This window comes from Trichococcus sp. TS_SC_9 (assembly GCF_056156325.1).
In genome coordinates, this window is sequence record NZ_CM149591.1 from 151,502 (window position 1) to 165,137 (window position 13,636).

The window sequence follows — 13,636 nt, forward strand, 5'->3', positions numbered from 1 at the left end:
GCGTCCTTCTAGGCGCTTTTTATTTTGAGAAAAATTGGAACAAACTAGTATCTCTCTTAAAATTATTTTACACTCAAATTGTTCACCTCTCAAAATACCGTAATAAGCCCTACCAAGAATATAATAAGTGTTCTATAATTTTAATTATCTCATGAATAATATTTAGACGGAGGAATGCTTATCATGATTATTGATGCACTTGCAAACATGGAACTGTACCAGGATTTCAACGAAAAAATCTACAAAGGTCTCACCTTCCTGAAGGAAACCGATGTTGCGGCTCTACCTGCCGGAAGATATGATATTGATGGGGATAATATTTATGTTTTGGTCCAAGAATATGAGACAAAACCTTTGGATCAATGCCGTTGGGAAGCCCATTACAAGTACACCGACATCCAGTATGTCGTTATGGGCGAAGAAAAGATGGGCTACAAAAACATCGCCGGAACTGTCAAAACTGAGGACAGGCCCGCAGAAGATGTCTACTTCTTGGAAGCGGATGGGGACCAGTTCCTGGTAAAAGAAGGCTTTTTCGCAATCTTCACACCGCAAGACGCGCATATGCCGGGAATTGCCATCGCTGAACCGAAGCATATCAAGAAAGTTGTCATCAAGGTAGCCATATAGCCGATTCAAAAATAAGAAGCTGAAACAGGTGCTGGATCATCATCCAAGCCTACTTCAGCTTCTTTTTCGTTAACTTAGGGGATGGTTATTTGACGGCCCGATGGCCGCAGTTTTGGATTCTGTTTTCCGGATGGGAGTCTCGGCTGTTCGTGGTACCGTCCTGGTCATTCGCCCGACATTAGCGACTTGTGTCGGCTGTTCGGTAATCTTCGCTTTTAGTTCAGTCGACGTTCCTGTCTTTCGTTGGCTGTTTGGCATTCTTTGATTTTCATTCAGCCGACGCCTTCGCATTTCGTCGGCTGAACCAACCATCCAAAACAACTGAATGTCAACAGAAAAGGCCCCCGCCGCAGCGGGAGCCGTAAATGTGTTGCTTTATTAGATGAACAGGTTCAAGTTCGCATCCATCGTATCGCCGATGTAGGTTGCTACACCGCCGAAGTCCACGCCAGCGATGATTTCTTCTTCTTTGATGCCCATGATGTCCATGGACATTGTACAGGCTACCTCCTATTTTGGACCAATTCTCACAGTTTGTTGCTAGCATTTTGTTCTGCTGTAATTTACTATTTTCTCCTTTTTACGAACCAAAGCGTAAGGCCCACAGAAATAACAACTGCACCAATTACTGCCCAATAAGGAATTCCTTCTTGTGTTTGAGTAATGAGCTGATTCGCTCGTTCGCTGTATTCTTTAACTGATTCATTGTTGATTTCAAAATTTTCTTCTACAAGCATTTCCTTTCCCGCCACATCGGCAGTAATAGAAAGAGTATATTTTCCTGATTCCAGTGCAGAACTATCCCAGTTCATAGGGAAATTTATTTTTGTTTTCGGTGCCATGATTATAGGTTCAAAATTGCCTGAAAAAAGTTCTTGTCCCTCTTCGTCAGACACTTTATATTCACCAGCGATCTGTCTTTGGATGATGGGTGCATCATTGCGCATCTCAATGTAGACTTTTGGGCCGACTGCATTAAAGCCCGCTTCCCCAAATGAAAAGGCTGATTCTGCTTGTTCTGGCAAATCGAGCTGTATGGCTATTGCAAAGGTTGTTTTCGTTATAACTTTGAATTGAGCGGTATCCTTTTCAAGGGTTTCACTTGTCTGTTCACTAACTTCTACTTTTTCTTCAATAAGCACGCCCCCAATAATCGTACCCTTATTCATATTGGGGACGGTAATCTCAATGGGAACTTCGACAGTCTCATTTGCTTTTATTACGACTTCATTCTCCATTGAAATATTTTGGGATAACGCAAAAGCTTCATCTAATATTGTAGTATCAAGAGAGTCTACATCCACATCGTAAAATATGCCGCCGGTGGGTTGGGTATACGCATTTGTCGGTCTTAAGTTCACGAGAATGTCTTCGCTTTTATTATTTTTGATTTCAATATAAATTGTTTGCTTTTCCTCTGGATTTACCTGCAGATTAAAATACCCACTGACTCCATCTTTTTGGTTGGCAGGCAATATGGCTTTTATCGACATGGGCAGTTCTGTCGCCTCGGATGCTGTTACCTGTGGAGAAACAGTTGTGCATAAAACAGCCGTTAGCAGAAAGAAAAAAAAAGTACTATTTATAAAACGCTTCATAAATTCCCCTCCGTAAGTCTGTACAGTCATTTTTTTTATTTCAGTATTAAGAGGATCCAATTTAAACTTAAAGAGAGCGATCCAGAAAAATTTAGACCCGAATCACTACTGGAGCGGATAAGCGGAGATTGGCCACGGACCATCTGAACATTATTCGTGAAGTGGCGCCGGGTCTGCCTTCTTGAAACACGTTTAGGATTATTTGGTAGGCACAAGAAAGAGGCTGAGTCTTTCTCCCAGCCTCGTTAATAAATCGTGTTTAAGCTAGATTAGATACTTGGTCCTTGTGTAAGAGTCATCGTGATTGTCGAGGTATAAATACCAGCCTTGGCATCCTTAGGAAGCAAAGTCAATGTCATATCCCCTATACTTATCGTATAGGTTCCCATTCCCTCATTTATATCTGCATCTAAAATTGTGACACCGGTAAGACTATCTATTGAACCGCTTACATTCATTACATCGACAGCAGCTGAAGAACCTTCTGTCGCTACGATAGATACCGCTCCAAGCGCTAAAGAACCCTCGGGTAATGTCTTTAAGTCGGTGCCATTAGCAGCGAGAGCATTTGTCAATGTTGTTGCCTGCAATTTAACATCCCAACCAGCACCAGTACCTGTGGCATCAATGAGTGTCATATCGGTTACTGCGGAAGTTGTTGTTTGAGTCGTACCGTCTAAGGTTACGGCAGTAAAGTTAGCAGCTGCAAAATCTTGAATGCTAAGATTGCCACCTGTAATTCCTGCGGTAGGTTCTGCAGCAAAGGCTGTGCCCGTTCCCATTACACTTAACAATATTGTGAGAGCTGCTATTTTATTCATTTTCTTTAACATTTTAATCCCGCCTTTTCTTTTTCGATTTGGTCGTACGATTTTGTAAACTTTATACAGATTAACCAATTTTTTCTTATATTTTCTCAATGAAAACCCCTTTCGGTAACTGGCTACCACCCGTTTTTATACAGAAGGCCCTTTAGCTTTGCGTCCCACCTTTTCAGATGGTTTGCCTTTATCGTTGCATTTCCGCAATTATATACTGAGGTTTTCGGAAAAATCATTCAGCTCAACGCTTTGAGCTGTTTTTATCAATAATCGATCCGCCTAGTTATAATAATTCGAAAAGCAGGTTTATCGCAGAGAAACTATTTGAAAATATTTTGCTATTCAATGGAATAATCTGAATTTGTCATATATTTTGCCAAATAATCTTTCTATATTTACTATATTTCTAAATTGCTCAATTGTCAAATTAAGCTAGACAAAAGTGAAAATATCTGAAAATTATACCCAACACTTTTTCCGACACGAAAAAAAGCGTCCACGAGCGAGAGTCCGAATAAAAGACAAGCCAGTATCCAACAGGTGTGTTGATTTTTCGATACGAAACTACCATTTTCCGCTATGTGTTCAGCTGAGAGATCGACAGACTGCCGGGTGTTCCGGATACTGTCCTGGGTGTACACACCCGACAGATAAGCGTTCTGTCGACTGCTTGGCATTCTTCACGCTTCATTCAGCTGATGGGTTTAGCTTGTGTTGACTGTTCGGTATCATTCGCTTCACGATCAGCCGACGCCTTCGCATTTCGCCGTCCAAAACAACTGAATGTCAAAAGAAAAAGCCCCCGCCGCAGCGGGAGCCGTAAATGTGTTGCTGTGTTAGATGAACAGGTTCAAGTTGGCATCCATTGTGTCGCCGATGTAAGCTGCTACACCGCCGAAGTCCACACCATCGATGATTTCCTCTTCTTTGATGCCCATGATGTCCATTGACATTGTGCAGGCTACCATCTTGACGCCCATTTTTTGCGCTTGGGCGATCATGACCGGCAATGGATCGACATTCTTCTGTTTCATGACGGCTTGGATCATTTTCGATCCCATGCCGCCCATGTTCATTTTCGAGATCGGCAATTTTCCTGCGTGGTTCGGCAACATGATGTCGAACATTTTTTCCATGCCGCGTTTCGCTACGCTGACTTTCTCCGGACGCTTGATGACGTTCAAGCCCCAGAAGGTGAAGAACATCGTCACTGGCTTGCCGTAAGCCGCTGCTCCGTTGGCAATGATGAAGGAAGCCAAGGCTTTGTCCAAATCCCCACTGAAGACAACCATCGTTGCGCCGTCTTTCGTTTCCTGCAAGACGGGTGCTTGTGCCGCTTGGTTGAAGCCGGCTGGTGCTGCTGGAGCTGCTGCGCCCGCTCTGCCTTTCGCTACATGGGCACGGACGATTTTGCCGTCGATTTCTTTCGAGATCAAGGTGTTGCCAGTGTTCTTCGTCCAGGCAGCGATGTCCGCCAGGAAGCCGAAGTCGGATGCTTCGATGATCAGTTCCTGACCGTCGACCATCTTATCGATGTTTTCTTTCACTTTCAGGATCGGGCCCGGGCACTGCAGTCCGCAGGCATCTACTTGGATTGTGTTGGCTGCCGGTTGGGCTGGCTTCGCGTGTGTCGGTTCCACATGCACGGCCTCTTCCGGCGCTTCTTCTTTATAATTTAAAGTCGTGTTCGCTTGCTTGTAAGTTTTGTAGCCGCCGTCCAGGTTCTTGACGGTGAAGCCGTTCTGCATCAGGATGCGGGCTGCATTGTATCCGCGGTGGCCGACTTGGCAGAACACATGGATCGTTTTGTCTTTCGGCAATTCGCTCATGCGGGCACGGATATCGCCCAATGGGATCGTGTAGGCATCACCCAATACGCCGGTAGCCAATTCGAAATCTTCACGGACGTCCAACAGGAACGCACCGCTTGCGATCAGGCCGTCGACTTCATGCCATTGGAAAGTATCGATTGTGCCTTCCAAGATGTTGGAAGCCACATAACCAGCGATGTTGGCTGGATCTTTTGCGGATGAATACGGCGGTGCGTATGCCAATTCCAAATCCGGCAAATCGTAGACGGTCGCGCCCAATTTCATGGCTGTCGCGATGACATCGACGCGTTTTTCGACGCCTTCCATACCGACTGCCTGCACACCCAAGATTTTGCCGTCCAAGCCGAACAACAATTTGATGTCCAACGGCGAAGCCCCTGGGTAATAACCAGCATGCGAGTTCGGATGAATATGGACCACTTTATAGTCAGTGCCGCAACGTTTCAAGGTTTTCTCGTTGTTTCCGGCTGCCGCCACCGTCAATTCGAAGACTTTTGCAACGGATGTTCCCATTGTGCCTTTGTAGCGGACATTCATGCCGTTCAGGTGGTCAGCCACCAAGCGGCCTTGACGGTTCGCTGGCCAAGCCAACGGAACGATTGTCGGGCTGCCGTTGACGAAGTCAGTCACTTCGATGACGTCCCCTACTGCGAAGATGTCCGGATCGGATGTCTGCAATTGGTCGTTCACGACGATAGCGCCTCTGAAGCCTGTTTCCAGGTTGGATTCGATAGCCAAATCGTTTTCAGGTGTCACGCCGATGGAAAGGATTGTCATATCTGTATTCAGCACTTTGCCGCTGTTCAAGCGGACTTTCATGCCGTTCTCTTCGAAGGCTTTGACGCCGTCGTTCAAGATCAATTGGACGTTATGCATGTCGATGTGCGCATGCACAGATTGCGCCATTTCGAAGTCGATCGGAGCCATGACTTGGTCGCTCATTTCCACCAAAGATACGTGGATGCCCAATTCCCATAGGTTTTCCATCATTTCCAAGCCGATGAAGCCGCCGCCGATGACGGTCGCGCGTTTCACTTGGTGCTCAGTGATGTAAGCTTTGATCTTGTCCATATCCGGGATGTTGCGCAAAGTGAAGACGTTCTGCGCGTCCTCGATGCCTTCGATGGCCGGTTTAATCGGTTTTGCGCCTGTCGAGATGATCAGCTTGTCATAGCTTTCTTCTGTTGTAGCGCCCGTTTTTACGTGTTTCACTGTGATAGTCTTTTTGCCGCGGTTGATCTTCACGACTTCGCTGAAGTTCTTGATGCCGATGTTGAATTTCTTCGCCATGCCACCGACTGTCTCCAGGAGGAGGTTATCGCGTTCTTGGATGACGCCGCCGATGTGGTAAGGCAAGCCGCAGTTGGCGAAAGAGATGTATTCACCCTTTTCGAAGATGACGATTTCGTCCTCTTCATTCAATCTTCTCAAGCGTGCCGCTGCAGTCGCTCCGCCGGCTACGCCGCCGATGATCACAATTTTACGTTTCATTTATATTAATCCTCATTTCACAAAGTTTTTAGGTTTCGGTTGTATGCAGATAATAATACCCCGGTAGGTATAATTTGTAAAGGGAAATGTGTCTGAGATGTTAAAATAATTTTGCACAAACTTTCGGTGGCGTCCCGTCGGTGCCGCGAGCTCCTCCTCGCACCACCTCCGTCGAAGGCTGCGCTCCTCGGAGCTGCGCGGCCGCAGAACACCCTGTCGCAAATCTGCGATTATTTGATGCCAACCGGATGGAACTTTGGTATACTTTGAATAGAAAGCAATCGTGAGAAGAAAGAGGGAAATACAATGGCATCAGCATTGATCGTATACGCAAGTTTAACAGGGAATACCGAAGAGATCGCCGATATCGTCGCAGACCAATTGGAAGCATTGGGCGTGGACGTGGAAGTAAAAGAATGTTCGCAAGCCGCACCGGAGGACTTCTTGGCATATGACATGAACATCATCGCGACTTACACTTACGGAACGGACGGCGACCTGCCGGACGAATTCATGGATTTCTATGAAGAGATGGAAGACGTCGACTTCACAGGCAAAATTGTCGGAGTAGTCGGATCTGGAGATACGTTCTATGAATATTACTGCAAAGCAGTCGATGATTTCGAAGTTCAATTCAAAAAATTCGGCGCGACAATCGGCGCAGAAAACGTCAAGATCGACTTGAACGCCGAAGAAGAGGATATCGCGAACCTGCAAAAATTCTCTGAAGCAATGGTTGCAGCGCTGAGCAAATAAGCTCGGCTAAAACCATTCATTACAGCAATAACATAAAAGTAAGAGTCGGCAATCGGGAATCCCTGCAGTTGGCTCTTCTTTTTTTACAATAGAAAGGAGGCTTATTATGGATGTTGGAATGGAATATGAAATATTGATGCTCCAGTTAGGGTCATTGGCCCGTAAGCTTTTCAATGCCGAGGAGAATCTTTCGAAATACCAAGAAGCACTGGAAAAAGCCATTGCGACTCTGGAAAAGGAGAACCGCGACCTGGAACGGCTGCGCAATGACAGTTTCTCGAACACGCTCCTGAAGCTCTTCGGTAACTTCGACCGCCGTTATGACAAAGAGTACCGGGAAATCATCAGCGCCAAAGTCGAGTTCGACAAGACCTACGCGATGAAAATTGCCGCTGCGCGCAGAGTCAAAGAAGTCGAAGCGGATATTGAAGAGAAGAAACTGCGGCTGCGTAACATCAAGGAAGACGTCCTGCGCAAACATCCGGACATGAATAAAGTCATCAGCGAGCGCCAACAACAGATTCTGGCAATTCAGCACGAATGGCGCGAAACGAACGAAGCTGAACAAGCCGGAATAGCAGTATTGGAATCCCTCTCGGATATCATCAGTAGTCTCGATGCCGCCGATGCGATTTCGACCTGGGACCTCATCACCGATAGTAGCCTCATTCTGGATTTTCTGAAGCACGACAAGTTGGATGCCGCCGAAGCTTCGCTTCTGCATCTCGAACAGACAGTCTATACTTTTGCGCGCGAACTTCGCGATCTGGATTTCGTCTTCGAGAGCGACCTCGAGACCATCTCCTCCACCCAACGCGCCCTGGACATCTTCTTCGACAACCTTTTTTCCGATTGGGGAACAAAAGTAATTATTGAGAAAAATATCGAAAATTTGAAGAAGCTGCAGGACAGCACTGAAGATGTTATGGAGAGTTTGGCCGAGAAGAAACGCGAACTGGAGACGACGCTGGAAGTGTTAGCGGTTGAGGATGATAAAGTGGTTTGATGGGTACATGAATGCGAAGAACCGAGTGTTCTGAGGACTCTCGGTTCTTTTTTGTTTCGCCCTCTCCTCCGGCGAACGGACTCTCACCGGTGTTGCGGTTCCGGTGATACGCTCTGCTCCTGAAAGGGGCTGGTGGCCGGAGGTGAAAGCTGGGCAGCTCGCTCTTCTCCGGTGAGCAATCCCTCATCGGAGCTGACGGACCCTTACGAGCATCAGCTCCGGCGAAGACAACACTCATCGACGGAGCGAGGGTCTTACACCCTTCGCCGGAACTCCCTATTTGCTTAACTAATTTGTTGATTATGGCAAAAATATATTGCATTCTTGCGGGTCATATGAGAATATAGTACATGTAATCGATTTTATATCAATTACAGGAGCCCTTGTGGTTCCAGCTTCTGTTTAATCCCCCCAAGGTTAAATAGACAAAGCTCAGCTTAGGCTGAGTTTTTTTGTGTTTTGGGGTCAATTTCACACAAATACATGGGAGACTCCCCCTATTCTCTAGAGGTAAGTTGTGTTATGATAGTGCTATTACGTTTTAAAACATAGGAGTGAATACACAATGGTATTACCGAATTTCGAAGAAAATCTTCAAAAATACGCCAAATTGTTGGTTTCAAAAGGGATCAACGCTCAAAAAGGACACACGATCGTCATCAACATCGACGTCGAACAGGCACTTTTCGCGCGTCTATTGACGAAGGAAGCGTACGCGCTGGGCGCCGAGGAAGTCATCGTCAAGTGGACCGATGATTTCGTCACCCGCGAAACATATCTGCATACGTCCGAGCAAAGAATGACAAATATCCCCCAGTACAAAGTAGATGAAAGTCTCGACATGATTGAAAAAAAAGCGAGCCGTCTCTCTGTCCGCTCGGCCGATCCCGATGCGCTAAACGGCGTTGATGGTCAAAAGTTAGCTGCCGTCCAAAAAGCGAACAATATCGCTTTCGATGTGCAACGTATCGCGATCCAAGCCAACAAAGTGAGCTGGACTGTCGCTGCCGCAGCCGGCGCGAAATGGGCCGCGAAAGTTTTTCCTGATCTGGCGACAGAAGAGGAACAAGTCGACGCCTTGTGGAACGAAATCTTCAAGACATGCCGCGTCTACGAAGCCGACCCAGTAGCTGCCTGGGATGCGCATGAAGCGCGCTTGCTGTCGAAAGCCGATGTGCTGAACGCCGAGCAATTTGACACTTTGCATTATACAGCGCCGAACGGAACCGATTTGATGATCGGCATGCCGCAAAACCACGTATGGGAAAGCGCCGGGAGCGTGAATGCGCAGAACGAGACGTTCATCGCCAACATGCCGACCGAGGAAGTCTTCTCAGCGCCTGATTTCCGCCGCATCAACGGTGTCGTGAAGTCGACAAAACCATTGAGCTATGCCGGCAACATCATCGACGGCATGGCGTTCCGCTTTGAGAACGGACAAGTGACCGAAGTTTCCGCTGAAAAAGGCGAAGAAACGATCAAACGTCTGGTCGAAGAAAATGACGGCGGCAGAAGCCTGGGTGAAGTCGCCCTAGTTCCGGATCCATCTCCGATCTCGCAATCCGGCATCGTCTTCTTCAATACACTGTTCGATGAAAATGCTTCGAACCACTTGGCGCTGGGCTCCGCTTACGCATCCAGCATCGAAGGCGGGACTGAAATGACGCAAGCAGAGCTGGCCGCAGCTGGCTTGAACCGGTCGACTACGCACGTGGACTTCATGATCGGGTCCGCTGACATGAATGTCGATGGAATCCGTAAGGACGGATCTGTTATGCCAATCTTCCGTAATGGGGATTGGGCGTTTTAAAAGTTATTTTGTTTGGGTGGCCTCCCTGGTTGGGGAGGCTTTTTTTGTTGTGGTGGTTGGACGGCTGGAGGCCTCGGGGATATCGATGGTTGTTGATGGGGTTTACTGGCGTGACTGGGGTGTCACAGCTCTGGCGAGGTATTTGTGTGCCGGAGCTGGTGACCCACAGATGTTGCTTCCTCCTGCGAGCGCGGTCTGCCCGGAGGAGCCGAATCGCCCGCCGTCCCAGCTCCGGCCAACATTCTCTCACAGGAGAAAGATTGTTACCGGAAACCACTACTACGGCGAGCAGGCCTTTCGCCGGAGGTGACGGCGCCCCACCTTGTCCTCCGGTTAGGACTGGCTTCGCCGGATATACCGACGCGATTTCGCGAGCGCTTTCTTAAGTTTTCCTAGCGCCGCGGGACATTACTTTTGTTCTGATTTTGGATGGGCTATAATGTGGGTAGATAATCAGACAAGTCTTTACGAAAGTAGGGTGTTTACCGTGATCGATCGAAAGAAAACGATGGAGCAGCTCGAGGAGGTTTCGCATGCGGTGGAACCGGAAAAGCCGTCCAGCAAGAGTTGGCTGTATATTTTCGGGGCAGTTATATTGATTTTTGGCCTCACCTTCATCTTCCAACAGATGAGTGGCACAACGAACGACGAAGTCCGGCCGGCCGACATCGAAAGTCTGCACGCTGAAGTCAAAGAATTGAAAGGCATCGTCTCCGATTTGGAAGCGCGCATTGATGCATTAGAAAATGAATGAGGTTCCGGCAGCTGAATGGCTGCCTTTTTTATTCCCGCGCTTCCGTGAAAGTTTTTTTCAAAATGGGTGTGGATATTGCACGCATTAAGTGATACAATGAATAGTGTTCTGTTGGTCCTATAGCTCAGCGGATAGAGCACTCGTTTCCTAAACGAGGTGTCGGAAGTTCAATTCTTCTTAGGGCCGTAATATAAATTAAAAAAGTCGGGTATCCTTTGCGGATATCCGACTTTTTGCATGTTAATTGCTAGCGAAAGATGCCGAAAGACGCCATACTCGAAGGATTCTTGATATCGCTGACGATTTTTCCGAGTACTCAGTCGCAATGGAAAGTCAATATCCAGCAACAGCCAGATACATAATCGCCCAAGCCACGATTTCACCGAGCTCTTTGACGGCAGCATTTCTTGTGAGGTATCTCACTTGGTTCCCGCTGGCTTCAAAGTTTCCCCTGGTTTCCGTGCCCATGTTGTCTTCGCTAAAAATAATAATTTCAGCCATACTCCATTCCTTTTTCTGGATCTCAAGAAGCTGCACACTGACTTTTCGCAAACACTCTCGTCCTATTATAAATCCTTTCCAGGCGGGAAGAAGACGTTTGATCTTGGCCAGTGCTGTCGAATCGGGCAAAAAAAATGCGCCTATCCCTTCGAATTAAACAGACGAATATTTTAGTGCTTCTTTAACGGAACACTCTATTTCTACTGCAAAACCTATAGCTGAAGCGGACCTTTGTATCACATCTTCAAATAATGCGACACTTCTTTTTCTAAATCGCCTATCATCTTTGTTTCTTCAATTGCATTCAATATAGCATAAGCCTTCTCGATACACTCTGACCCTTCTTTAATTTTCCCGGTTTTTTTCAGTATGATCCCTTTTCTGGCATAGGCAATTGATAATTGATTGTATTTTTGATATTTCTTGCATAAAGGGATCACTTTTCCCAAATACGAAAGGGCTTCAGGATATTTTTGCTCATCGATCATCAAAACAGCTAAATTAACATTTATGTTGATCAAGAGAATTTCCCCTTCTTTCAGATTCTGGTAAGGTTCTAATTGTTTGGTTACTCTTTCCCCAATATGCATAGCCACATCAACGGGGAAAATAAACAAAATGGTGTTTATCAATCGGATATCCAATAAATACCATTTATCAAATTTCTCCATACGCTCCCATATTTTTTTTGCATAGAACTGTGCTTTTTCCAGATTTTGGGTTGCCGTCAACACGATCAAGCTTTCGCATGCGTAGAGAAGATCCCTTAACAAATAGTCCTCCTCTTCTTTTAGATGCTCCTTAATTTCATTTTTGAGCTTTTTTAAGTCATCCAAGTGATTGTAATTTAACGAGAAAAAGGCATTAATTAGCTTTTCTTTAGTGGTCAAATTTTCCTGATTCAGAATGTACCGGAACTCATCAACGGAAATATTTAATTTTTCCAGAATCGCTAACCATTTTCGAAAGGTGGGTTCCATTTCACTTCTTTCTATTTTTGAGTACGCAGATTGCCCCATAATTCCTTCTGCAACATACTGTTGAGAATACCCTCTATCTATCCTAATATCTTTAAGAACATCTCCGAATTCTTTCTTCACAGGTTTCACCTTCTTTTATTATAGTATTATACGACTAATTGGATCAGATTGCATTTTTCTACTTTATAATGTAGTTGTTAAGTAAAATATTTTTTAGAAAAGGGGTAACTGTCATGAAAAAGTTTATTGTGTTGTCCATAGCCCTTGGAGTAATGGTTAGTAATAGTTTAATTTTAAAGGAATTAGCTTCAGATGCCAACATGTCAAGCAATGAAATTCAACAAGAACAACTGGCAAAATCACCAGTATATTCTCCCACTAAAATCATCTGGTTTTTTTAAATTAATATACTGTGTTTATTGAGCCGCAACCCTTAGCGAACTATTCCCTTGGTATTAATTGATTATCAGATAAGTAAAGTTAATCAACAAACCTTTGCTCACAAACCCAAGGCAGACAGGCAGCCACTCACTTCAAGAGAAAAGGAAAAACAGGTTAGGACACGTGTCCTAACCTGCTGACTACCTGAAGCAGTTCTTTCTTCCACTTGCTTTCTCGATAAACTCATACAATAGATTACCTTATTCGGTTTTTCGCGAGTAGTTTCTTCATTGATTGAGGTTAATTATCTACGGGCGAAACAGAAAGAGGCCGGATTCGGACTCCGACCTCTGACAATTCACACGTGTTAGTAGTTTCTTCAGCGTCTTTCCGCTAAGCCCATCAGCTTAAACCTAAAAAGTTTTAGCGAGGAAATCACATTCGTTCATTATTAATTGGCGAAGTATTTAGTGCGATCAATTATTTTAAAATGATGGGGTAATGCGGGGTTGGTTTCAGCGACGGGATAGACAGAAGAGAAACTTCAGGCTCCTCCATTAGTGATTGATTGATATAAACCTACCTCCAGCAATTGATTAAAAATATGATATACTATTGACTTTGCACCATTACGACTTAAACACACCATTACGACTTAAACAAAAGTTACTTACATTAGCAAGAGAGTTCTTGCTAATGTAAGTATAGCACCCGTTCGCAATCTTTTCTATTTATTTTTTAATATTCAAAAAAAACGTGTTGTCAGTCAATATTGAACGCCATGAAATCACAAGTGGTGTTTAACGTTGCTCTGTCAATAAAATTAATTAGTTTTTCGAATTTACTTACTGTATAGTTAGTAAAATGCCGGTCATTATATTATTCATATGACTACAAAAAGTTCAATAACGCTACATTCATACAAAAGAAAATACAAAATTGTTTTTCGCTTAATAATCCATTTTACATGGTCATCTTGTCAAAAATATTGGTAAAAAATACACAAACTTTGTACAAGCCCGCCCAAAAATGGGTAGTCTTATGAATGTTCAAACTATTGTTTCCCTGATAGTCTA

Annotated in this window: 11 protein-coding genes, 1 tRNA gene, 1 pseudogene and 1 riboswitch; of the genes and pseudogenes, 7 read left to right on the forward strand and 6 right to left on the reverse strand. The window is 45.2% G+C overall.

Going from position 1 to position 13,636, the window contains the following annotated elements; all coding sequences use genetic code 11:
- Positions 1–183 precede the first annotated feature (183 nt).
- The gene (locus AC0J5I_RS00580; RefSeq protein ID WP_475302034.1) at positions 184–630 is read left to right on the forward strand and encodes a NanQ anomerase/TabA/YiaL family protein; all 447 of its coding nucleotides are present in this window, start codon (positions 184–186) and stop codon (positions 628–630) included.
- 378 nt (positions 631–1,008) lie between these two features.
- Here the strand turns inward: AC0J5I_RS00580 and AC0J5I_RS00585 are convergent.
- From AC0J5I_RS00585 to AC0J5I_RS00600, 4 genes and pseudogenes are all read right to left on the reverse strand, one after another.
- A pseudogene (locus AC0J5I_RS00585) lies at positions 1,009–1,137 on the reverse strand (DsrE/DsrF/DrsH-like family protein); the annotation flags it as partial.
- 59 nt (positions 1,138–1,196) lie between these two features.
- Positions 1,197–2,228 carry a DUF916 domain-containing protein gene (locus tag AC0J5I_RS00590; protein WP_475302038.1) on the reverse strand — a complete coding sequence of 344 codons (1,032 nt, stop codon included), beginning with the start codon at positions 2,226–2,228 and terminating at the stop codon, positions 1,197–1,199.
- Between the two features lie 269 nt (positions 2,229–2,497).
- Entirely contained in the window at positions 2,498–3,148 is a 651-nt protein-coding gene (locus tag AC0J5I_RS00595; RefSeq protein ID WP_475302042.1) for a WxL domain-containing protein, read from the reverse strand.
- Between the two features lie 11 nt (positions 3,149–3,159).
- Positions 3,160–3,245: riboswitch (cyclic di-GMP riboswitch) on the reverse strand.
- 640 nt (positions 3,246–3,885) lie between these two features.
- Positions 3,886–6,372: a CoA-disulfide reductase gene (locus AC0J5I_RS00600; protein WP_475302045.1), complete on the reverse strand. Its 2,487-nt coding sequence runs from the start codon at positions 6,370–6,372 to the stop codon at positions 3,886–3,888.
- 306 nt (positions 6,373–6,678) lie between these two features.
- Here AC0J5I_RS00600 and AC0J5I_RS00605 point away from each other — a divergent pair, with 306 nt between their 5' ends.
- The 5 genes from AC0J5I_RS00605 (at position 6,679) to AC0J5I_RS00625 (ending at position 10,884) form a co-directional block, all read left to right on the forward strand.
- Positions 6,679–7,128, forward strand: a complete 450-nt coding sequence (locus AC0J5I_RS00605) for a flavodoxin (RefSeq protein WP_475302049.1) — start codon at positions 6,679–6,681, stop codon at positions 7,126–7,128.
- A 106-nt stretch (positions 7,129–7,234) separates the two neighbouring features.
- Positions 7,235–8,134, forward strand: coding sequence for a hypothetical protein (locus AC0J5I_RS00610; protein WP_475302053.1), 900 nt, complete (start codon positions 7,235–7,237; stop codon positions 8,132–8,134).
- Positions 8,135–8,699: 565 nt separating this feature from the next.
- The gene (locus AC0J5I_RS00615; protein WP_475302056.1) at positions 8,700–9,944 is read left to right on the forward strand and encodes an aminopeptidase; all 1,245 of its coding nucleotides are present in this window, start codon (positions 8,700–8,702) and stop codon (positions 9,942–9,944) included.
- 439 nt (positions 9,945–10,383) lie between these two features.
- Entirely contained in the window at positions 10,384–10,698 is a 315-nt protein-coding gene (locus AC0J5I_RS00620; protein WP_475302058.1) for a coiled-coil domain-containing protein, read from the forward strand.
- A gap of 113 nt (positions 10,699–10,811) precedes the next feature.
- A tRNA-Arg gene (locus AC0J5I_RS00625) sits at positions 10,812–10,884 on the forward strand.
- Positions 10,885–11,031: 147 nt separating this feature from the next.
- On the opposite strand, the gene AC0J5I_RS00630 is transcribed toward AC0J5I_RS00625, so the two are convergent.
- Complete coding sequence (locus tag AC0J5I_RS00630; RefSeq protein ID WP_475302060.1) at positions 11,032–11,199, reverse strand: hypothetical protein; 168 nt, start codon at positions 11,197–11,199, stop codon at positions 11,032–11,034.
- A 236-nt stretch (positions 11,200–11,435) separates the two neighbouring features.
- Positions 11,436–12,299: a helix-turn-helix domain-containing protein gene (locus AC0J5I_RS00635; protein ID WP_475302063.1), complete on the reverse strand. Its 864-nt coding sequence runs from the start codon at positions 12,297–12,299 to the stop codon at positions 11,436–11,438.
- A gap of 113 nt (positions 12,300–12,412) precedes the next feature.
- Between AC0J5I_RS00635 and AC0J5I_RS00640 the strand changes: the two genes are divergently transcribed.
- Positions 12,413–12,580, forward strand: a complete 168-nt coding sequence (locus tag AC0J5I_RS00640) for a hypothetical protein (protein WP_475302066.1) — start codon at positions 12,413–12,415, stop codon at positions 12,578–12,580.
- Positions 12,581–13,636 lie beyond the last annotated feature (1,056 nt).